The sequence below is a fragment of the Faunimonas sp. B44 genome (genome assembly GCF_052655945.1).
Genome location: NZ_JBQYEX010000006.1, coordinates 54,629 through 76,083, shown reverse-complemented (window position 1 = coordinate 76,083; position 21,455 = coordinate 54,629). Strand labels below are relative to the sequence as shown.

Sequence of the window (21,455 nt, the reverse complement as noted above, 5' to 3'; positions counted from 1 at the left end):
CATGCCGGGTTTCGTCCGCGCGCTCATGGGCGCCATCGCGCTCGCCGCCGTCGTCGCGCTCCCCGCGAACGCCCAGGACCGCCGGATCGTGCTGACCGAGGGCGCGGACTACTTCGGCTCCGACTACGACGTCCGGAAGGGCATCAGCCTGGAGGATTGCCAAGCGGTCTGCATCGCCGAGAGCGAGTGCCAGGCCTTCACCTTCAACGCGCGCGCGGGCTGGTGCTTCCTCAAGAACGGCGTCGGCGAGCTGCGCGCGGTCACCGGGGCGGTCTCGGGTCGGATCGCGACGCCGCAGCCCTCCACGGTCGACCGCGAGGCGGTGCGCATCGCCGAGCTGAAGTTTCTGCCGCAAGCCTATGTCGACGAGGCCCGCCGGTTCCTCGGCGAGGACGCAGCCCACGCGCAGGGTCCGTTCGATGCCCTGGTCGCGAACGCCCGCAATGCGAGCGCCTCCGGCGACCAGGCGCGCGCGGCAACGCTCTACAGGGGCGCGCTGGCGCTCCAGCCGGAGCGGGTCGATCTCTGGATCGCCTATACGCGCGCCATGGCCGGCCAGCGCTCGCCCTTCTACGAGGCGCAGCAGGAGATCCTGCGGAACCGGACGGCCGGGGCAGTGAACGCCTACCTGCGCACCGAAACCGCTGCGGATCGGGGCGAGATCCTCGTCCTTCTCTCCGAGGCGCTGGCGGCGCGCGAGGCCTGGCGCCCCGCCATCGCGGCGCTTCGCGCGAGCCTTTCGCTCCGCGGCGACGCGAACCTCGCATCGCGGCTCGACGAGATGGTCGCGCAGCACGGCTTCCGCATCACCGAGCACCGCATCGAATCCGACGCGGCCGCTCCGCGCATCTGCCTCGTCTTCTCCGACGCCCTGCCTGCCGGCCGCGCCGATCTCCCGGATTTCATCCAGGTCGAGGGCGGAAGCGGGATCGCGGTCGAGGCCGAGGGCCAGCAGATCTGCATGGACGGCGTCGAGCACGGCGCCCGCTACCGGATCACCGCGCGGGCCGGCCTGCCCGCCGCCGACGGCGAGACGCTGTCGAAGACCGTCAGCCTCGACATCTACGTCCGCGACCGCGCGCCCGCCGTCCGCTTCCTCGGCAACGCCTACGTGCTGCCGGCCGGCGGCGACCCGACGATCCCCGTCGCCTCCGTCAACACGGACCGGATCGAGGCGACGCTCTACCGGATCGGCGACCGACAGCTCGCCCGCACCGTGGGCGACGGCCAGTTCCTCCGCCAGCTCTCCCGCTGGGAGGGCGACGAGCTCGCCGCGCGCACCGGCGCGGAGGTCTGGAAGGGCACCGTCGAGGTCCGCCGCGAGCTGAACCGGGAGGTGACGACCGCGATCCCCGTCGGCGACATCGCTCACGACCTCGAGAAGGGCGCCTACGTGCTGATCGCGCGCGCCGCCGAGGCCGCCGAGGAATGGGGCCCCGAGGCGACGCAATGGTTCATCGTCACCGATCTCGGCATCACCACGCTCGCCGGCAATGACGGTCTTCACGTCTTCGTCCGCTCGCTCGGCTCCGCGGCCGCGGCCGGGCAGGCGAAGATCCGGCTCGTCGCGCTCAACAACGAGATCCTCGGCGAGGCGGAAACCGACGCGGAAGGCCACGCCCGGCTGCCGCCCGGCCTCATGCGGGGCACCGGCGGCATGGCGCCCGCGCTCGTCGTGGCGGAGACCGGCGCCGGCGACTACAGCGTGCTCGACCTGACGCGGCCGGGCTTCGACCTGACCGACCGCGGCGTGGAGGGCCGGCCGCCGCCCGAGCCGCTCGACGTGTTCCTCGCCACCGAGCGCGGCGTCTACCGCGCCGGTGAGACGGTCCATGCGACGGCGCTCGTCCGCGACCCGCGCGCGGATGCCGTGACCGGGATTCCCCTCACCCTCGTCGTGACCCGCCCCGACGGCAAGGAGCAGCAGCGCATCGCACTCGCCGACCAGGGGCTCGGCGGCGCGCTGGCCGAGATCGGGCTTGCCCCGAACGCCATGCGCGGCGCGTGGCGGCTCGCCGTCCACGCCGATCCGAAGGCGAAGGCGCTGGCCGAGACGAGCGTGCTCGTCGAGGACTTCCAGCCCGAGCGGCTCGCCTTCGAACTCGCTTCGGATGCGGCCGTCCTCGATCCCGCCTCCCCGCCGGCGATCGAGCTCGACGCGCGCTTCCTCTACGGCGCGCCGGCCTCCGACCTCGAGGTCGAGGGCGAGACGCAGATCAAGGCGGGCGCGGCGCTCGCCGCCTTCCCCGGCTATCGGTTCGGGCTCGCCGGCGAGACGTTCGATCCCGTGACCGAGCCGTTCGAGGCAACGAGCACCGACGAGGACGGCCGCGCCGAAATCGAGCCGGCGATCCCGGCGATCCCCCGGACGAGCCGGCCGCTCGAAGCGGTCGTGAACGTCCGCGTGCTCGATCCGGGCGGCCGCCCGGTCGAGCGCTCGCTGACGCTGCCGGTGGCGAGCGGGGCGCCGCGCGTCGGCGTGCGCCCGCTTTTCGAGGACGCCGTCGAGGAGAACGCCACGGCGGGGTTCGACGCGATCCTGGTCGGGGCGGACGGCAACAGGGCCGCCGGCGAGGTCCGCTGGGAGCTGTTCCGGGTGCGCACCGACTTCCAGTGGTTCCGCACCGACGGGCGCTGGGACTACGAGACGACGAAGACCCGCACGCGCGCCGCGACAGGAACGGCCGAGACCGGGCCGGACGCGCCGGCGCGGATCGCGGCGGCCGTGGAATGGGGCGAGTACGAGATCGAGGTCTCCACGGCGGAAGGCGCGTTGCCCGCCTCCGTGAGCTTCGAGGCCGGCTGGTACGTGGCGCCGAAGGCGCTCGACACGCCCGAAGGGCTGAAGGTCTCGCTCGACCGGAGCGCCTACCGCGTCGGCGACACCGCGAAGGTGCACGTCGAATCGCGTGCGCCCGGGATGGGCCTCGTCATGGTGGTCGACGACCGCCTGATCGCCACAAGGGCCGTCACGCTCGGCGAGGGCGGCACGGAGGTCGAGCTGCCCGTCACGCGCGACTGGGGGCCGGGCGCCTACGTCACGGCGGTGCAGTACCGCGCGATGGACATCGACCAGCGGCGGATGCCGGCGCGCGCGCTCGGGCTCGCCTGGGCGGGCGTCGATCCCGGCGACCGCCGCCTCGACGTGCGTCTTTCGGCGGCCGAGACGGCGCGCCCGCGCCAGCCATTGGAGGTGGACCTCTCGATCCCGAACCTGGCCGCGGGAGAGGAGGCCTATGTCACGCTCGCCGCCGTCGACCTCGGCATCCTGAACCTGACCCGGTTCGAGACCCCTGCCCCGGACGCCTGGTATTTCGGGCAGCGGCGGCTCGGCGTGGCCTTCCGCGATCTCTACGGCCAGCTCATCGACCGCATGCAGGGCGCGCGCGGAACGGTCCGCAGCGGCGGGGACGGCGGCTTCCCCGCGCTGCAGGGCCCGCCCCCGACCGAGGCGCTGCTCGCCTGGCATTCCGGGATCGTGCGTGTCGGCGCCGACGGCCGCACCCGGTTCAGCGTGCCCGTCCCGGATTTCAACGGCACCGTGCGCCTGATGGCGATGGCCTGGACGAAGAGCGGGGTCGGCCACGGCGCGCGCGACGCGGTGCTGCGCGATCCGATCGTCGTTTCCGCCAGCTTGCCGCGCATCCTCGCGCCCGGCGACCGTTCGCGGCTCGCGCTCGACCTTCACGCCGTCGAGGACGTCGCCGGCGACGTCCGCGTCGCGGTGCGCGCCGAGGGCGACGCCGTGCGCCTCGACCCGGCGCATGCGAGCCGCGACCTGACGCTCGCCGCCGGCCAGCGCAGCACCGTTCTCGTGCCGCTCGCCGGGGCAGCCGCGGGCGACGCGGCGCTCACCGTCGCGCTCACTCTGCCGGACGGGCAAGTCCTGGAGAAGGCGCTGACCCTGCCGGTGCGCTACGGCGAGCCGCCGGTCGTGCGGGTCAGCCAGGCGCGGCTGGCGGACGATGCCCGCTTCAGCCTCGGCATGGACCTCTTTGACGGGCTCGTGCCTGAGACCGCCTCGGTGTTCCTTTCGGCGAGCGGAGCGGGCCCGCTCAACGTGCCCGCCATCGTGCGCGCGCTCGACCGCTACCCCTACGGATGCACCGAGCAGATCGCGAGCCGCGCGCTGCCGCTCCTCTATCTCGACGCGGTTTCGCTGAGGGTCGGCCTCGGGGGGGACCCGAACGCGCGCGGCCGGATCGAGCGCGCCATCGCCGGTATCCTCGCGAACCAGGCTTCTACCGGCGGGTTCGGGCTGTGGGGGCCGTCGTCTGACGATTTCTGGCTCGACGCCTATGTCACGGATTTCCTGACGCGGGCCAGGCAGGCGGCGTTCGCGGTGCCGGAGGAGGCGTTCGGCCTCGCCCTGGACAATCTGCGCAACCGCCTCGCCTACGCGCCCGATTTCGAAGCGGGCGGCGAGGACATCGCCTACGGGCTCTACGTGCTCGCTCGCAACGGCCGCGCGTCGATCGGCGACCTGCGCTATTACGCCGATACCAAGCTCGATGCCTTCGCGACGCCGCTCGCAAAGGCGCAGATCGGCGCGGCGCTCGCGCTCTACGGCGACCGGCTGCGCGCGGACACGGCGTTCCGCGCGGCGCTCGGCAGCCTCGATAGGGATCCGGCGAACGGCGGCTTTCGCGCCGATTACGGCACGCGCCTGCGCGACCGGGCGGCGGTGCTCACCCTCGCCTCCGAGGCGCAGAGCACGGTCGTCGACCTCGCTCGCCTTGCCGAGCAGGTCGGCGCCGAACGCGCCCGGGCCGCCCGCACCAGCACCCAGGAGGATGCCTGGTCGCTGCTCGCCGCCCACGCGCTTATGGATCGGGCCGTGCCGCTCCGCTTCCTGATCGACGGGCGCGAGGAAGAGGGCCCGCTCTTCCGGTCCATCCCGGCGGAGGCTGCCAGGGCGGAGCCCGTCGCCCTTGAGAACCGCTCCGGCCGCGCGGTCGATCTGGCGCTCGCGGTGCGCGGCGTACCGGCCCGCCCCGAGCCGGCCGGCGGGAACGGCTATGCCATCGAGCGCGCCTATTTCACGCTCGAAGGCGAGCCGGCGGACCCGGCGACGGTCGAACAGGGCGCGCGGCTCGTGACGGTCCTCACCGTCACCTCCAGCGAGGCGGGCGGCGCGCGCCTCCTCGTCGAGGATCCGCTGCCGGGCGGCTTCGAGATCGACAACCCGAACCTCATCGCGGCCGGCCAGGTGCCCTCCCTCGACGCCTTCGACGCGCCGGCGGAGACGAGCCACGTCGAGTTCCGCGCCGACCGCTTCGTCGCCGCCCTCGACAGCGCGCCGGACGGCCCGACCCGGTTCCAGCTCGCCTATGTCGTGCGTGCCGTCTCGCCGGGCCTGTTCGCCCACCCCGCCGCCCATGTCGAGGACATGTACCGGCCGGAGCGGCGGGCGCGGAGCGCGAGCGACATGGTCGAGGTGGTCGGGCCGCTGCGCTGAGCGGGCCCATGCGTTCGCCCGCCATCGGACCGACGATTCTTGCGGCCCTGACGCTCGCGGCGGGGCTGGCGGTCGGGGCGCCGCTCATGCTGAAGGCGCAGGTCGCCTCAATGCCGCTTCCCGCGGTCGCGCCGGCGGTCTCGACGGTCGTCCTCGACCGCTCCGGCCGCCTGCTCAGGCCGTTCGCCGTCGCCGACGGGCGCTGGCGTCTGCCGGTCGAGGCGGAGGACGTCGACCCCGGCTTCGTGCGCATGCTCCTCGCCTACGAGGATCGCCGGTTCGAACGCCATCGCGGCGTCGACCTGCGCGCGCTCGCCCGCGCCGGCTGGCAGCTCGCCACGCGCGGGCGGATCGTCTCGGGCGGCTCCACGCTCACGATGCAGGTAGCGCGGCTGCTGGACGGCGGCCCGACCCGGAGCGCCGCCGCCAAGCTCCGCCAGATCGTGACGGCGCTGGCGCTGGAGCGACGGCTCGGCAAGGCCGAGGTGCTGCGGCTCTACCTGACGCTCGCCCCCTATGGCGGAAACATCGAGGGGATCCGCGCCGCGTCCCTCGCCTGGCTCGGCAAGGAGCCGAAGCGGCTCACCCCGGCCGAGGCGGCGCTCCTGGTCGCCATCCCGCAGGCGCCGGAGGCACGCCGGCCCGACCGCGGCGCCGACGCGATCCGCGCCGCGCGGGACCGCGTCCTCGCCCGCGCCGCCGCGCTCGGCGCGATCGACACGGGCGATCTCGCCACCGCGCGCACCGAAGCCGTGCCGCAGCGACGCCGCCCCTTCCCCATGCTCGCCGCCCATGCCGCCGAACGCGCATTGCGGGAACGCCCCGGAGAACCGGTCCACCACCTCACGATCGAGGCGGGGCTGCAGGGCCGGCTGGAGGGGCTCGCGCGCGATCGTGCGGCCGCACTCTCCGACAGGGTGTCGGTCGCGATCCTCGCCGCCGACCACAGGACCGGCGAGATCCGCGCCTCGGTCGGCTCGTCCGACCTGCTCGACCTCGACCGCGGCGGCTTCCTCGACATGACACGGGCGGTACGCTCGCCGGGGTCGGCGCTGAAGCCGCTCATCTACGGACTGGCCTTCGAGCAGGGCATCGCGCATCCGGAGAGCCTCATCGAGGATCGCTCCACCGCCTTCGCAGGCTATGTCCCGGCGAATTTCGACCGCACGTTCCTCGGCACCGTCACCGTCCGGCGCGCGCTCCAGCTTTCGCTCAACGTGCCGGCCGTGCAATTGCTGGACGCGGTCGGACCCGCGCGGCTCGCGGCGCGCATGAGGCGGGCGGGCGCGGCGCCGGTCCTGTCCGATCTGTCCCCGCCCGGGCTCGCCATCGGCCTCGGCGGCGTCGGCGTGACGCTCACCGACCTCGTCGCGATCCATGCCGCGATTGCGCGCGGCGGCGAAGCCGTGGCCCTGCGCATCAGGCCCGACGAGGACCCGCTCCCGCCGGGCCGGCGCGTGCTCGAGGCGCGGGCGGCCTGGCAGGTCGGCTCGATCCTCGCCGGCGTTCCCCAACCCGGCGGCGCAAGCGGCGCCATCGCCTTCAAGACCGGGACGTCCTACGGCTACCGCGATGCCTGGGCGATCGGCTTCGACGGGCGCTACGTGGTGGGCGTCTGGGTCGGCCGGCCCGACGGCGAGCCGGTGCCGGGCCTCGTCGGCATCGACGCGGCCGCTCCCATCCTGATGGACGCCTTCGCCCGGATCGGCCAGCCGGCGCCGCTCCCGGCTGCGCCGCCCGGCGTGCTGGCGGCCAGCTCGGCCGGCCTGCCAGCGCCGCTCCGGCGCGTACGCGTGCCGCGCGGCGGCGGCCCCGCCTTGGTGCAGGGCCCGCAGATCGCATACCCGCCGGCCGGCGCAGAGATCGACCTCGGCGCCGGGCGAGGCGCTGCCGCCCCGCTCGCGCTGAAGGTGCGCGAGGGGCGCCCGCCCTATCTCTGGTTCGCCGACGGCACGCCGATCGGGACTTCCGATTTCGGGCGTGCCGTGACGTTCACGCCGCGCGAGCGCGGCTTCGTGGAACTGATGGTGATCGACGGCGCGGGCGCGGCCGCGCGCAGCCGGGTGTTCATCGACTGAACCCGCCGGCCGCGCTCAGTATTCCCGCTCGTAATAGATGCCGATCTTGGAGTTGCCCTCCGCACCCACCTGCGCGCGCGCCTTGATCTCGTCGGTGATCTCGAGGTCGACCGTCGCACGGCTCGATTCGGACGTCGTGCCCTGCTCCACGCCGAAATAAAGGTTCTCGCCGATATAGCGCCCGGCGCGCAGCGCCACGCCGCCCTGGGCATCGGTGACGACGTCGAGATCGTCGAGGCCCGTCGCGCTGCGCAGCCGGTCGAGGATGCCTGGACCACCGCTTCCCGCGAACTGCGCGGCCGCCGCGGCAAGCCGCGCAAGCTGGAACGGCGAGAGCTGGTCGACGCCGCGGCCGAACAGGACATAGGCGAGCACCTCGTCCTCCGGCAGCTCGGGAACCGAGGAGAACTGAACCTCCGGATCCGAGGCGACGCCGGTCACCGAGATGGTGACGGCGACCTCGCCGGCCTGCGTGGTGGCGGTGAAATCGAGCATCGGGTCGAAGTCCCCGGCGAAGGTCAGCGTGCCGCGGTCGAAGGTCAGGCGCTGCGTGAAGATATCGAACCGCCCGCGCCGAAGCGTGAAGGCGCCGTCGGTCCTGAGCGCCGACATCGGGCCGACGACCCGGAGCCGCCCGCCGAGCTCGGCGTCGAGGCCGCGCCCGCGCACGAAGATGCGCGCCGGCGCGTCGATCGTCAGATCGAGGTTCATGCCGCCGCCGGGGCTGCCGCTCGACGTGCCCTGCACGCGCTGCGCCCGCTCCAGCGTCGCCTCCACCGGCGGCGGCGCGTAGAGATGGATGACGTCGATGGCGACCGACCCGGCCGGCAGCTTCTCCGGGACGGTGATCTCGGCGCGCGCCACCCGCACGGTGCCGCCGACCGTCGGCCCCGCCGCGACCGTGCCCGTGACGGTCAGGTCGGCGTCGAAGGTCGCGACGACGAGGTTTTCGTCGACATAGCGGACGTTGCGCATCGTCGCGCTGATATCGACCGGGAAACCCGATCCCGCCGCGATGCCGACGGACCCGGAAGCCGTCAGCGTGCCGGCCGGCCCGCTCTGGGCGGTGAGCTGCCGGATCGTGATCTGGTTGCCCGTCAGCGCGGCGTCGAGGCTCAGGTTCCGAAGCACGATGCCGGTGTCGGGGTCCACGAAGCCGGCGCCGGCGGTGCGGATCGAGCCGGTGATCTCTGGCGCCGCGGCGGTGCCGCGCACGGCGACATCGACGGCGAGCGTGCCGGAAAGCTGCGCGCCGCGGTCGGCGAGCTGCTGGTTTGCGAGCGCGAGCGGCGCCGAACCGGTCACGGAAAGGTCGAGGCGGTTTCCGGCGGCGACGTCGACGCTGCCGGCGACGGCGAGCTCGATCCCGCCCGCGCCGGCGATCCGGCTGCGGAGCGCGAGGGCGCCGTCGGCGAAGCGGCCGTCCGCCGTCACGGCGAGCGGGCCGAGGCCCGCGTTCCGCGTCGCCGCGAGCGCCGCGGACTGCCAGTTCGCCTCGAAGGTGGCGACCGGGGCGGCGGGCGTCCCGGCGACCGTCACCGTGCCGGAGATCGCGCCCTCGGCCCCGAGGTCGCTGACGAAGCCGTTCGCGAGCGCCGCCGGCAGCGACTGGATCGCGACGGTGAGCGCCATCTGCCGGCCGTCCGCGCGCCCGTCGATGCGCAGGCTTCCGCCGCCCACCCGGAGCGTCGCCTGGTCGAACCGCGCGCCGCCGTCCTGTACGAGCACCGTTGTCGGCGCGGCGAGCATCGCCTGCAGCCCGGCGCCCTCGAAGCTGAAGGCGTCGAGCCGGATCGCGAGCGCCTCGCCCTGCGGCTCGAGCCTGGCGCGAAGCCTTGCCGAGCCGTCGGCGAGCGCGGCGTCCGCCTCGATCGCGGTGGCATTGCCCTCGCGCCGGGCGGTGCCGGAGAGGGTGCGGATCTCGGTCCCGCCGGCGACGACGTCACGGGCCGAGAAGCGCGCGTCGATGAGCGGCACGCCGAAGAGGTCCTCGGCGCTGCCGGAAATGTCCGCCGATCCGATCCGAGCCGTCTCGTACGTGACGTTGCGCATCGTGCCCTCGAAGCGGGCGGACTGCCGGCCTCCTTCCGCGGAGAGGTCGACCGCGAGCCGCACAGCCCCGCGGGCGTCGACGAGCAGGAGAGGCGCCACCTGAGCGATATCGGGTGAATCGACCGAGAGGCTGCCGGTCACCTCGCCCGAGGCGGCGAGCAGGAGGTCGCCCGCGATGCGGGTGCTGCCGGCGGTGACCCGGAGGTTCTCGATGCGGCGCGCACCGTTCTGCGCGGCGGCGAGCGTCGCGGCACCGTCGATGGCGACGCCGTCGAGATTGCCGGAAAGCGTCGCTGCGCCGTTCGTCTGCGGGCCGGCGACGACGCCGCGGAAGGTGGCGCGCGGATCCGCCAGCCGCCGTCCCATGAGCACGACGGACTCGCCGGTCAGCGTCGCGTCGACCGAGGGCGCCTCCGTCGTGCCGGTGACGCGGGCCGACAATGCGGCGGCGCCGGAAGCGCGGTCGCTGAGGGTGGCGAGATCGGCGACCCGGGCGTCGACCGTCAGGTCGAGCGCGGGATCCGCGACGGTGCCGGTCAGCGTCGCCGTTCCCGCGCCGCTCGCGACCGTGAAGGTCTGGAAGGTGAGCTTGCCGTCCTCGCCGCGGGCGATTCCGCCGGTCAGGGTGACGGTGCCCGCGACCAAGGGGTCGAGCGCGGCAATGCCGAGGTCCAGGTTGCTCGCCTCGCCTTCGAGGTTCAGCCCGAAGAGGCCGCCGGCCGGCCGCACGGTCCCGGTGCCCGCGATCCGTGCGGACCCGGCGAGGTCGCGGCCGGCGAGGCCGGAGAAGCGCGAAAGGTCCGTCGCCGAGAGCGTGTAGCGCCCGTCGAGCGCGGCGGCCGTCGCCGTTCCCGCGAAGCCTGCGGTGGCGCCGTCGAGGACGAGATCGAAGGCGGCGATGTCGACGGGCTGCCCCGACCGCCATGACCCTTGCGCGGTGAGGGTAAGGTCGTCGCCGAGCGCCTCCGCCACAGCCGGATCGGCCGGCGCCACGCCGCCGAGCGAGGCGTTCAGCCTGAAGGTGGCGGAGCGGCCGGCCGGGTTGGCGATGTCTGTCACCTGGCCGGTGCCGCTCGCCTGGAGCGAGGCGACGGAGCCGTACGCGGTGCGGACGTCGGCGCCGTCGAGGGAGAGCGTCCAGGGCGCCGTCCCGCCCGGTTCGAGGGAGGCGGCGAGCTGCAGGCGGCCGACGGTCGGCTCGCCGGGCAGGAACGGGATCGTGGTCGCACCCTGTGCGCCGATGTCGAGGCGCACCTCGCCCGCCTCCGGCACGTAATCGGCGGTGAGGCGGCCCTGCGCAGAGGCGCTGAGGCCCGGCGTCGTCAGGTCGGCGCGCGCGACGTCGAGACCGCCGCCTTCGCGGAGCAGAGCGTCGAGGCCGAGCCGGCTCTCGCCCTGCAGCAACGACGCGTACTCGGCCGGGGCGAAGGTGCCGAGCCGGCCGGTCACGTCCGCGACGAGGCGGTGCCCGCCATCGGCGGCCGCCACCCGGATGTCGCCGCCGAGGATGGGGCTGCCGTCCGATTCGAGCGACAGCCGGCCGCTCCAGTCGCTGAGCGGCCCCTCCCCGTCGAGCGAGAGCCCGATCGCCGGCCTGCCCGGCAGGTTGAGAAGGGTGGCGACGATGCCGCCCTGCGGCTCGGCGAGATCGAGCTCCGCGGTGAGCTCGTTCGCGTTCGGGTCGAGCCGCAGGTCCGCGGTCAGCATGCCGCCCGGGGAATCGTTGCGGGTGACGGCGAGCGAGGCCGCGATCACGTTCGATTCGATGTTGGCCGAGCCCTGCGCCGAGAGCACGGCCGACGTGCCGATCACGGGCTCGGAGACGACGATGTCCGGCAGCGACAGCGCGTCGACGCGCACGGAAACGGGCAGCGAGAACTCGCCGCCCGCGGCCGCTTCGGCTTCGCCCGGGGCGGGCCGGCGCAGCACCCTGACCGTCTCCGCCTCGAGCCGGTCGATGTCGACGATGCGCCGGAAGAGCGCGAGCCGGTTCCAGGTGACGGTGACGTTCTCGATCTCGATCCAGGAGCCCTGCGGATCGGAGAACGTCACCTCCGCGATGCGGACGGTCGAGGACAGCACGCCGTCGATGCCGCGGATGCGCACCTGCCGCTCGGGCGTCGAGAGCGAGCTCTCGAGGAAGCGCTCGAGCCGGGTCGTCTCCTCCTCCTCGGTCCCTTGCGCGAGCGCGACGGTGGCGGCGATCCCGCCGGCTGCGGCAAGAGCGAGGGTGGCGCGGAGAAGTCTGCCGGTCATGTCAGAACGCCTGCCCGAGGCCGAGATAGATCGCGAAGGCCGGATCGTCCTTGCCGCGATTCAATCCGCGCGCGACGTCGAGGCGGATCGGCCCGATCGAGGTGTGGTAGCGCAGGCCGAGGCCCGCCCCGATCACGGTCTGCTCGCCGAAATCCGGAAACGGGTCCTGGTAGGCGGCGCCGGCATCGACGAAGGGCACGATGCCGATCGTCTCGGTGATGCGCGCCCGCAGCTCGAGCGACGCCTCCCAGTAGGAGAGCCCGCCGGTCACCTCGTTGCCGAGCTTCGGCCCGACATTGCGGTAGGCGTAGCCGCGGATGGAGCCGCCGCCGCCGAGGAAGAACCGGCGGTCGGCCGGCACCTCGCGGATGTCCGCGCCGGGAATCGCGCCGAGCCCGACCCGGCCGGCAAGGATGAAGCGGTCGTCCTCGTCGAGCGAGAGGTAGGAGGCCGCGGTCGCGTTCAGCACGACGGCGGTGGCGTCGTTCCGGAGGTCGTGGAACGGCTCGACGGCGAAGCGCGCATGGACGCCCTCGGTCGGGTTCAGCTTGTCGTCGCGGCTGTCCCAGGTGAGGTGGGACGGCAGGCTGACGAGAAGGTAGTTGTTGATGCCGAAGGCGTCCTTGATCCGCGACCGCTCGACGAGGAGGCCCGTCTCTGCGGACAGCGGGTCGCTGAAGCGGTGCGACAGGGCGACCCGGCCGCTCACGCTGCGGCGTTCGTATGGATCGACATTGTCCTGCTGCGCGAGCGCGGCGAGCGTGACGTCGGTATCCGGCGTGAAGACTCCCGGCTTCACGAAGGTGGCGCCGACGCGGTAGGTGAGCTCGTCGTAGTCGCGGCTGCCGATCCGGCCGACCTGCGCGTCGAGGCGCAGCCGCTCGGCGCGGCCGAACAGGTTCCGGTGCATCCAGTAGGCTTCCACCGCGGCGCCGTCGACGGTCGAGTAGGACGCGCCGCCGCCGATCACGCGGCGCTTGCGCTCCGCCAGCGCGAACGTCACGGGCAGCCTGCCCATGGCGTCGAGGAACTCGCCCTCGCGGATCGAGACGCTGGAGAAGACCTGCAGGCGAAGGAGCCGGTCGCGGGCGTCCTGCAGCGTGTCGGGGTCGTATTCCTCGCCGGGCGTGAGACCGGTCTGCCGGACCACGAATTCCGGGTTCATGCGCTCGGTGCCGGTGACCGCGACCGTGCCGATCGGAGCCTCCGGACCGGGCCGGGCGACGATGGTCACGTCGACGATGTTGGTCGCATGGTCGGCGACAACCTCTCGGCTCTCGATCGCCGCCTTGGGGTGGCCGCGCTGCCGCCAGACGGTGACGATGCGCTGCTCTGCCGCGATGATCCGGCCCGAGCGCGCCGGGGCGCCGGGAACGAGCTCGAGATCGGCGAGGTCGAGATTCGCCTCTTCCTCGTCCGGGTCGAACGTCTCCGGCGCGCCCTGGATGCGGACCTGCCCGAAGGTGAAGAGCGGACCGGGATCGACGCTCACCGTGACGTCGACGGGATCCGGCAGCGGCTCGTCGAGCGCGATCGCCTCCGGCGCCCTGCCGCCGATCGTGATGCGGATCACGCCGCCATAGCGGGCCTCGCGGTAGAGCGCGGCGAGGATCCGGGCATAGTCGCCGCGCGCCCTCGCCAGGAGACCCGGCGTGCCCGGCGGCGCCCGGTCGCGCTCGGCGTAGAGGTTCGAGGCCGCCTGGAGCGAATTCCTGAGCGCCTCGTCGGTGACCTGGAAGTCGAGCGTGTAGGGCTGCGCATCGGGGACGGGCTCCGGCGCCTCCCGCCCGAAGAGCCGGCTGAAGAAGCCCTGGGCGGACGCCGAGCCGGGTGCGAGCGCCAGCCCCAGGCCGAGCGCCGCCATCGCAACGAGGCCCGCACGCATGACCGCCGCGCCGTTCTTGCACGGACTGCGGAAAGGGGAACGGCTGCCGGCCGGTCGGCGAGATGGGGTACGCTTCACTTCACCGCCTGTCTTCGACGCCGATTGGACGGCCGGCCGCCAGGGCAGCCGGCGCCGAGTATCGGATCGGGAAGCTTAACGGCTTCCTAGCGCCCGACCAACCGGTGGCCCCGTACGGTGGACGACCCGAGCGGAGGCTGTGCCCTTTCTGCACGTGCTGCGCCGGCTGTCGAAGTCACTCGCCCGCATAGAGGTCGCGATACGAGTCCCGCAGCGTGTTCTTCTGGATCTTGCCCATCGCGTTCCGCGGCAGCGCATCCACGATCAGCACGCGCTTCGGCACCTTGAACTTGGCGAGGACGGCGCCGAGCTGCGTCTGGATCGCCTTCTCGTCGAGCGCAGCGCCGGGCCGTGCCGCGACAACGCCGGTGACGCCCTCGCCGAAATCGCGGTGCGGCACGCCGATCACCGCCGATTCCGCGATGCCGGGGACGGCGTCGAGCGCGGCCTCGACCTCGGCCGGATAGACGTTGAAGCCGCCGGAAATGATGAGGTCCTTCGCCCGGCCGACGATCGTGACGTAGCCGTCGGGATCGACGAGTGCGAGGTCCCCGGTGACGAAGAAGCCGTCGTCGCGGAACTCCTCCTTCGTCTTCTCGGGGTTGCGCCAGTAGCCCTTGAAGACGTTCGGCCCGCGCACCTCGATCACGCCGACCGAGCCCTGCGGCAGCACCGCTCCGGTGTCCGGGTCGGCGATGCGGAGCTCGACGCCCGGCAGCGGAAACCCGACGGTGCCGGGCCGGCGCTCGCCGTCATAGGGGTTGGAGGTGTTCATCCCCGTCTCGGTCATGCCGTAGCGCTCGAGGATCGCATGGCCCGTTCGCTCGAAGAACTCCTTGTGCACCTCGGCCGAGAGCGGCGCGGAGCCGGAGATGAAGAGCCGCATGTGGCGGACGAGGTCGCGGTCGAAATCGGGGCGCGAGAGGAGGCGCGAGTAGAAGGTCGGCACGCCCATCATCGCGGTGGCCCGCGGCAGCAGCGCGACGACCTTCTCGAGATCGAAGCGCGGCAGGTAGATCATCGAGCCGCCGGCCAGCAGCAGCGTGTTGCTGGCGACGAAGAGGCCGTGCGTGTGGAAGATCGGAAGGGCGTGCAGGAGCACGTCGCCGGCGCTGAAGCGCCACGTCTCCACCAGCGCCTCCGCGTTCGAGTAGAGGTTCTCGTGCGTGAGCATCGCCCCCTTGGAGCGCCCGGTCGTACCGGAGGTGTAGAGGATCGCCGCAAGCTCGTCGCACGCGGCCTCGACATCGGCGAACGCCGCCGGCGCCGCCTCGACCGCGTCGGTGAGCGTGCCCTTGCCGTCCGGCCCGAGGGTCACGACCCGGGCGACGCCGGCGCCTTCGGCGATCGGGGCGAGCGCCGCCAGCCTGCCCGGATCGCAGACGAACACGGCAGGCTCGGCGTCGCGCAGGAAGTAATCGATCTCCGCGGGCGTATAGGCCGTGTTGAGCGGCAGGTAGACCGCGCCGGCGCGTACGGCGCCGAAATAGGCGAAGAGCGCCTCGACCGATTTCTCCGTCTGGACGGCGACGCGGTCGCCCTTGCCGACCCCCATCGCCCGGAGGGCGTTCGCCGCGCGCGCCGTGGCGGCGAGCATGTCGCCATAGCTGATCTGCGCGCCGTCGGCCGTGACGATGAAGGTCTTTTCGGGATCCGGGATGTTCCGGGTGAGGCGGGTGAAGAGATTGTCGCTCATGCCGTGACTGTCTGGGCTTCCATCGGGTTCCTGCTGCGCGCGAGGCGCGTGACGGGAGGGGACGCGGCCACCGTGCCGCTGTTGGCGTAGGATTCGTGGTTCCGCTCGATGTCCTCGAGCTTGTAGAGGTAATTGACCAGGAAGCCGTGGGCGCGGCGCAGGCCGTCGCGGCCGCGGTCGCCCATGAAGTTGATGCGTTCGAGCCGGGCCCCGTTGCCGAGATGGAACCGCGCCACCGGGTCGAGCGGCTTGCCGGCGCCGTTCCGCGCACGGGCGAGGTAATAGGCGGCGAGCTCGGTCAGGACGGGCTCCAGCCGCCGCAGGAGCGCCTCGTCCTGCCACCAGGTCTCGGCATCGAGCGCTGCGAGGAGATCGCCCGCCTCCGCGTCCACCAGCCCGTTCTCGCGCTGCCGCTCTCCGGCGAGCCAGGAAGCGAAGCCCGGCACCGGCGACAGCGTGACGAAGGTGCGGAGGTTCGGCAGCTCGCGCCGCAGGTCCTCGACGACCTGCTTGATGAGGAAGTTGCCGAACGAGACGCCGCGCAGCCCGGCCTGGCAATTCGAGATCGAATAGAACACGGCGGTGCGGGCGTCGGCGGGGCTCGTCGGCTCGCGCTCGGGCGACAGGATGGAGGCGATCGTCGCGGGCATGTCGACCGTCAGCGCCACCTCGACGAAGATCAGCGGCTCGTCCGCGAGCCGCGGATGGAAGAAGGCGTAGAGGCGCCGGTCGGGCGGATCGATCCGCCGGCGCAGGTCCTCCCAGTCGGAGATCTCGTGGACCGCCTCGTAGCGGATGATCTTGTCGAGGATCGCCGCCGGCGTCTGCCAGTCGATGCGGCGGGCCTCCAGGAAGCCGCGGTTGAACCACGACTGGAAGAGGTGCCGGAAGTCCATGTCGAGCCCGCGCAGATCCGGGTGGCTGCGCAGCGCCGCAAGGACATCCTCGCGCATACGGACAAGCTTGGCGGTGCCGCCAGGGGCGAGGTTCAGGCGGCGGATGAGTTCCTGCCGGCGCGGCTCGGCGGCGAGGTGCAGGCGCTCCAGCGCTTCCGGAGAGGGCGCCTCCCGGTATGCCTCCGCCGCCGCGACCGCCTCGTCGGCGTCGATGCCGAAGCGGTCGCAGAGCAGCCTGAAGAAGGCCACCCTGCCCTCCGGGTCGCGCGCCTCGTAGGCGCGCAGCATGCGGTCGGCGATGGCGACGCCCGAGGCCTCGCCGAGGCTCGAGTAGAGCGCCTCCGCCAGCTCCGCCAGATCGGCGCTGCCGTCGCCTTCCCCGCCGAAATCGAGCAGCCGGCGGCCGCGCTCGGCGATTGAGGCGAAGAGGTCCTGCAGGAATCCGGCCTGGTTCATCGCGCCGCCCCCATCATCGCGTTCGGCAGCCAGGTCGCGATCTCCGGGAAGATGCAGAGGATCACGATGCCGAGGATCATGCAGAAGACATAGGGCAGCGAACCCCTGAGGATCTGCCCGAGCGAGATGTCGGGCGCGATCCCGTTGATGACGTAGAGGTTCAGGCCGATCGGCGGCGTGATGAGGCCGATCTCCATGTTGATCGTCAGGATCACGGCGAACCAGTACGGGTCGAACCCGGCCTGCAGGATGATCGGCAGGAGGATTGGCGCGGTCATCAGAATGATGGCGACCGGGGGCAGGAAGCAGCCGGCCACCAGCAGGAAGACGTTGATGATCCCCAGCAGCACCCACCGGTTGATGTCGAGCGCCGCGATCCAGCCGGCGACCGACTGCGTGATGAAGAACGAGGAGAGGGTGAACGCGAAGAGCTCGGAGGCCGCGATGATCATCATGATCATCACGCTCTCCCTGAGCGAGTCGCCGAAGACCTTGCCGAGCGGACGCGGGTTCCACATGCGGTAGATGACGACGACGAGGATGATGCAGAGCACCGCGCCGACGCCGGCCGCCTCCGACGGCGTGGCGACGCCGCCGTAGAGCACCCAGAGCACGGCGACGATGATCGCCAGGAAGGGGAGCACCCGCGGCAGGGCCGCCATTTTCTCCCTGAGCGAGAAACGGCGCCGCATGTCGCCGAACCGGAAGCCGCGGCGCCGGCAGTCGATGATCGTCCAGGCCATGAAGATGGCCGTCAGCATGAAGCCCGGCAGGATGCCGGCCATGAAGAGCCGGCCGATCGAGGTCTCCGTCGCGATGCCGTAGATGATCATCGTCACCGACGGCGGGATGAGGATGCCGAGCGTGCCGCCGGCCGCGATGGAGCCGGCGGCGATCTCCTTCGGGTAGCCCCGGTTCACCATCTCCGGGATGCCCATCTTGCCGATGGCGGCGCATGTGGCGGGCGAGGAGCCGGAAAGCGCGGCGAAGATGGAGCAGGCGCCGAGATTGGAGAGGACGAGACCGCCCGGCACGCGGTTCAGCCAGCGGTCGAGCGCTTCGTAGAGGTCGCGCCCGGCCGGGCTGGAGGCGACGGCGGCGCCCATGACGATGAACATCGGGATCGACACCAGGCTGAAGCTCGCCAGCCCGGCGAAGAAGGTCTCGCCCAGTATGCCGAGCATGCCGGGGCCGAAGCCGAACAGGAGCGCGCCGATCGAGACGAGGCCGAGCGCGAAGGCGATCGGCATGCCGATCGCGATCCCCGCCAGAAGGGCACCGACGATGACCAGGCCGGCGACGAGAGGATCGTTCATCTGAGCTCGTCCCGCAGCTTGATCAGTTCGGCGACGTATTGCAGCGACAGGAGCCCGATGCCGAGCGGGAGCGGCAGAAGCGGGATCCAGAGCGGCAGCGCCCAGACCGTCGCGGTGGTCCAGTTGCGCGACCAGGCCTCCTCGAAGTGCACCCAGCCCGACCACGCCAGGAGCGCACAGAACACCAGGCTGAGGAAGCCCGAGAGCGCCTCCAGCGCGACCCGACCGCGGGTGCCGAGCGCGTTCGGCAGGAGATCGACGTTCACGTGCCCCTTCTGCAGGAGCACATAGGACGAGCCGAGGAAGGTGGCCGCGACGATCGAATAGACCACGAACTCCGTCTGCCAGACCGTCGAGGCGCGGAGGAAGTAGCGCATCGCGACCATCTGGCAGACGACCAGGAGAGCCGCGACGAGCAGCCCGACCGAAACGAGGCCGGCCGCGCGGGACAATGCGCTTACGACGCGAACATAGGTGTGCATGAAGCCGAAGCCCCCGCCGGCGGCACCGGCCAGACGACGATGTGGGACCGCCCGCAGCCGGGCGGCCCCCCTTCGCTCACTCGACGGCGAGCGCCTTCTCGATCAGCTCCTTGCCGCCGGGGACGTTCTCCGAGAAGTGCTTGTAGGAGCTTTCCTGAGCCACCTTCAGCCAGGCGTCGTAGTCCTCCTTCGACATCTCGACCACCTCGACGTTGTTCTGCTTGAACACGTCGATCATCTCCTGGTCGATCTTCTGGGCCTCCTCGACGAAGAAGTCCTCCGCCACCTGCCCGGCGTCCATGAGCGCCTTCTGCTGCTCGGGCGTCAGCTTGTCGAAGCTCGACTTGGCCATCAGGATCGGCTCGTACATGAACCAGATCGCGTTCTCGCCGGGCGCGGTCAGGCACTTCACCTGCTCGTAGAGGCGGTAGGAGACGAACGAGCCGGACGAGGTGTTGGTGGCGTCGAGCACGCCGGTCTGCATGCCGGTGTAGATTTCCGACGACGGCATCGAGGAAATCGACGCGCCGGCCGCTGCCAGCATCTGCTCGAAGGCCGGACCCGCCGCGCGCGTGACCTGGCCCTTGATCGTGTCCGGCGACGTGATGCAGCCCTTCTTGGAGGCGAAGGCGCCCGCGAGCCAGGCATCGGAGACGACGATGACGCCCTCGTCCTCGATCAGCTTCTTGATGTCCTGCATGAAATCGGAATCGTTCATGCGCTGCGCACGCTCGTGATTGCGCACGAGGCCCGGCATCAGGGTCGCCGAGAATTGCGGAATGCGGCCGGAGGCGTAGTCGAGCGGGAAGGCCGACATGTCGAGCTGGCCCCGGGTCAGCGCGCCCCATTGGTCGTTCGGCTTGAAGAGCGAGGCATTGCCGAAGACCTGGATCGCGAGGCCGACATTCGCCTTCTCGACCTCGCGGGCGATGATCTGCACCATCTCGTCGCGCACGTCGCCCTTGCCCGTCGGCCACTGGTGCGACGCCCTGAGCGTGGTCTGCGCCTCGGCCACCCCGACGAATGCGGTCGCGGCGATCAGGCCGTACAGAATTCCGCGTCTCATCATTGATCCTCCCGTGATCTTGTTTGCAGCTTCAGCGGCGGAGCTTGCACGGACAGCGCGGAGCGGTCAAGTTTGCATACAATCGCCGAGGCCCTGTATGCTTCCGGCGGGAGGAGCCATGGCCCGCAACCGCCGCACGATCGATCTCAGCGACGCCATCGAACAGGACATCGTGACGGGACGGTACCCGCCCGGGACCCATCTCGACGAGATCACGCTCGCCCGACGGTTCTCGGTCTCGCGGACGCCGATCCGCGAGGCGCTGCGCCGGCTCGGGGCAGCCGGATTCGTGACCATCCAGCCCAACCGCGGCGCCTTCGTCGCGGAGATCGGCCCGGCCGCGCTCCTCGAGATGCTCGAGGTGATGGCGGAGTTCGAGAGCCTGTGCGCCCGGCTTGCGGCGCGGCGCATCAACGACCAGCAGCGCGGGCTGTTGCTGGAGGCCCATCGCGCCTGCGAAAGCGCGCTGAAATCCGGCGACGCCGACGCGTATTATTACGAGAACGAGCGCTTTCACCGGGCGATCTACGCGGCGAGCGGCAACGCCTTCCTCGCCGACCAGGCGCGTGCGCTCCATACGCGGCTGAAGCCTTACCGGCGCCTGCAGCTTCGCGTCACGGGTCGGCTGCGCTCCTCCTTCGACGAGCATGAAGGCGTGGTGGAGGCGATTCTGGCCGGCGATGCGGCGACCGCTTCGGAGCGGCTCCGCGCGCATGTCCTCATCCAGGGCGAGCGGTTCAGCGATTTCCTGGCGGCGGTCGCGGCGGCGACGGAGGAAAGCCGCCGGAGCTCCTGGCGGACGGAGCCCGCTCAGACCCAGCCGCCGTCCACGACATAGCTCTGGCTGGTGATGCCGGCGGAATCGTCGGCGGCCAGGAAGAGGACGAGGCGGGCCACGTCGTCGGGCTGCAGCTTCCGCTGCAGGCACTGACGCGCGTAGATCTCCGCCTCGCCTTCGGGCGTCAGCCATTTCTCGATCTGCCGTCTGGTCATGATCCAGCCGGGGACCACCGAGTTCACGCGGATGTTCAGGGGGCCGAAGTCGCGGGCGAGCGAACGCGTCAGGCCTACGACCGCCGACTTCGCGGTGGTGTAGCACGGCATGCCGCCGCGGCCGATCATCCACGAGGCGGAGCCCATGTTCACGATGGCGCCGCCGCCCGCCTTTTCCATGTCGCCATGAACCGCCTGCGAGGCGAAGAACTGGTGCTTCAGGTTGGTGGCGAAGCGCTCGTCCCAATATTCGGGCGTGACCGCATCGATCGCGTGGCGGTCGTCCCGGGCGGCATTGTTGACGAGCACGGTGATGGGCCCGAGGCGGGTGCGGACGGCGTCGATCGCCTTGCGGAGCGCCGCGATGTCCCGCACGTCGCAGGGTTCGAAGCAGAGCGTCGCCTTCGGCAGCGCCGCATGCAGCACCTCGGCCGCGCCGGCATCGATGTCGAGGAACCCGATCTTCGCCTGCTGGTCGGCAAAGTGCCGGACGATGGAGGCGCCGATCCCGGTGGCGCCGCCCGTGACCAGCACGGTTCGGCCGGCGAGGCTCGGATATCTCGCGGTCTGCATCGTGCCCTCCACGGCTCAAGCTAGCATGGAGTGTTCGGCACAGGGCAAGCGCCGGTGCCGAGCGGCGCCGCGCTGCAGTTCCCGCCGGCGGCCGGCGGAAGGAACACAATTCTACTTAGCGCCGCCTAAATGGTCAACCGTTCTGCGACACGGGAGGACAGGCGGGCAAA

Annotated in this window: 11 protein-coding genes; 3 read left to right on the top strand and 8 right to left on the bottom strand. The window is 71.8% G+C overall.

Features of this window, described 5'->3' with window-relative positions:
- Position 1: 1 nt before the first annotated feature.
- Together ACUN0C_RS12805 and pbpC are read left to right on the top strand one after the other, a co-directional pair.
- Positions 2-5,458 carry an alpha-2-macroglobulin family protein gene (locus ACUN0C_RS12805; protein ID WP_445466767.1) on the top strand — a complete coding sequence of 1,819 codons (5,457 nt, stop codon included), beginning with the start codon at positions 2-4 and terminating at the stop codon, positions 5,456-5,458.
- A gap of 8 nt (positions 5,459-5,466) precedes the next feature.
- Positions 5,467-7,536, top strand: a complete 2,070-nt coding sequence (gene pbpC, locus ACUN0C_RS12800; protein WP_445466766.1) for a penicillin-binding protein 1C — start codon at positions 5,467-5,469, stop codon at positions 7,534-7,536.
- A 15-nt stretch (positions 7,537-7,551) separates the two neighbouring features.
- Here pbpC and ACUN0C_RS12795 read toward each other — a convergent pair whose 3' ends face one another.
- The 7 genes from ACUN0C_RS12795 to ACUN0C_RS12765 all read right to left on the bottom strand — a co-directional run bounded on the left by ACUN0C_RS12795 (position 7,552) and on the right by ACUN0C_RS12765 (position 19,719).
- A complete protein-coding gene (locus ACUN0C_RS12795; protein WP_445466765.1) occupies positions 7,552-11,844 on the bottom strand; it encodes a translocation/assembly module TamB domain-containing protein in 4,293 nt (1,430 codons plus the stop codon).
- Between the two features lies 1 nt (position 11,845).
- Entirely contained in the window at positions 11,846-13,729 is a 1,884-nt protein-coding gene (locus ACUN0C_RS12790; protein WP_445466764.1) for an autotransporter assembly complex protein TamA, read from the bottom strand.
- A gap of 253 nt (positions 13,730-13,982) precedes the next feature.
- Positions 13,983-15,503, bottom strand: coding sequence for a malonate--CoA ligase (locus tag ACUN0C_RS12785; protein WP_445466763.1), 1,521 nt, complete (start codon positions 15,501-15,503; stop codon positions 13,983-13,985).
- Complete coding sequence (locus tag ACUN0C_RS12780; RefSeq protein ID WP_445466762.1) at positions 15,500-16,855, bottom strand: malonyl-CoA decarboxylase; 1,356 nt, start codon at positions 16,853-16,855, stop codon at positions 15,500-15,502. The genes ACUN0C_RS12785 and ACUN0C_RS12780 overlap by 4 nt, the downstream gene beginning before the upstream one ends.
- The gene (locus ACUN0C_RS12775) at positions 16,852-18,171 is read right to left on the bottom strand and encodes a TRAP transporter large permease (protein WP_445466761.1); all 1,320 of its coding nucleotides are present in this window, start codon (positions 18,169-18,171) and stop codon (positions 16,852-16,854) included. Before ACUN0C_RS12775 ends, ACUN0C_RS12780 begins: the two co-directional genes overlap by 4 nt.
- Positions 18,168-18,653, bottom strand: coding sequence for a TRAP transporter small permease subunit (locus ACUN0C_RS12770; protein WP_445466760.1), 486 nt, complete (start codon positions 18,651-18,653; stop codon positions 18,168-18,170). The genes ACUN0C_RS12775 and ACUN0C_RS12770 overlap by 4 nt, the downstream gene beginning before the upstream one ends.
- A gap of 76 nt (positions 18,654-18,729) precedes the next feature.
- The gene (locus ACUN0C_RS12765) at positions 18,730-19,719 is read right to left on the bottom strand and encodes a TRAP transporter substrate-binding protein (RefSeq protein WP_445466759.1); all 990 of its coding nucleotides are present in this window, start codon (positions 19,717-19,719) and stop codon (positions 18,730-18,732) included.
- A 118-nt stretch (positions 19,720-19,837) separates the two neighbouring features.
- Here ACUN0C_RS12765 and ACUN0C_RS12760 point away from each other — a divergent pair, with 118 nt between their 5' ends.
- The gene (locus tag ACUN0C_RS12760) at positions 19,838-20,557 is read left to right on the top strand and encodes a GntR family transcriptional regulator (RefSeq protein ID WP_445466758.1); all 720 of its coding nucleotides are present in this window, start codon (positions 19,838-19,840) and stop codon (positions 20,555-20,557) included.
- On the opposite strand, the gene ACUN0C_RS12755 is transcribed toward ACUN0C_RS12760, so the two are convergent.
- The gene (locus ACUN0C_RS12755; protein WP_445466757.1) at positions 20,530-21,285 is read right to left on the bottom strand and encodes an SDR family NAD(P)-dependent oxidoreductase; all 756 of its coding nucleotides are present in this window, start codon (positions 21,283-21,285) and stop codon (positions 20,530-20,532) included. The genes ACUN0C_RS12760 and ACUN0C_RS12755 overlap by 28 nt on opposite strands.
- Positions 21,286-21,455: the final 170 nt, after the last annotated feature.

What these genes read in the sequence shown, in the direction of transcription:
- pbpC (WP_445466766.1), top strand. Translation starts at nt 5,467, where the DNA reads ATGCGTTCGCCCGCCATCGGACCGACGATTCTTGCGGCCCTGACGCTC.
- ACUN0C_RS12785 (WP_445466763.1), bottom strand. Translation starts at nt 15,503, where the DNA reads ATGAGCGACAATCTCTTCACCCGCCTCACCCGGAACATCCCGGATCCC.
- ACUN0C_RS12790 (WP_445466764.1), bottom strand. Translation starts at nt 13,729, where the DNA reads ATGCGTGCGGGCCTCGTTGCGATGGCGGCGCTCGGCCTGGGGCTGGCG.
- ACUN0C_RS12760 (WP_445466758.1), top strand. Translation starts at nt 19,838, where the DNA reads ATGGCCCGCAACCGCCGCACGATCGATCTCAGCGACGCCATCGAACAG.
- ACUN0C_RS12765 (WP_445466759.1), bottom strand. Translation starts at nt 19,719, where the DNA reads ATGAGACGCGGAATTCTGTACGGCCTGATCGCCGCGACCGCATTCGTC.
- ACUN0C_RS12795 (WP_445466765.1), bottom strand. Translation starts at nt 11,844, where the DNA reads ATGACCGGCAGACTTCTCCGCGCCACCCTCGCTCTTGCCGCAGCCGGC.
- ACUN0C_RS12775 (WP_445466761.1), bottom strand. Translation starts at nt 18,171, where the DNA reads ATGAACGATCCTCTCGTCGCCGGCCTGGTCATCGTCGGTGCCCTTCTG.
- ACUN0C_RS12780 (WP_445466762.1), bottom strand. Translation starts at nt 16,855, where the DNA reads ATGAACCAGGCCGGATTCCTGCAGGACCTCTTCGCCTCAATCGCCGAG.
- ACUN0C_RS12805 (WP_445466767.1), top strand. Translation starts at nt 2, where the DNA reads ATGCCGGGTTTCGTCCGCGCGCTCATGGGCGCCATCGCGCTCGCCGCC.
- ACUN0C_RS12755 (WP_445466757.1), bottom strand. Translation starts at nt 21,285, where the DNA reads ATGCAGACCGCGAGATATCCGAGCCTCGCCGGCCGAACCGTGCTGGTC.
- ACUN0C_RS12770 (WP_445466760.1), bottom strand. Translation starts at nt 18,653, where the DNA reads ATGCACACCTATGTTCGCGTCGTAAGCGCATTGTCCCGCGCGGCCGGC.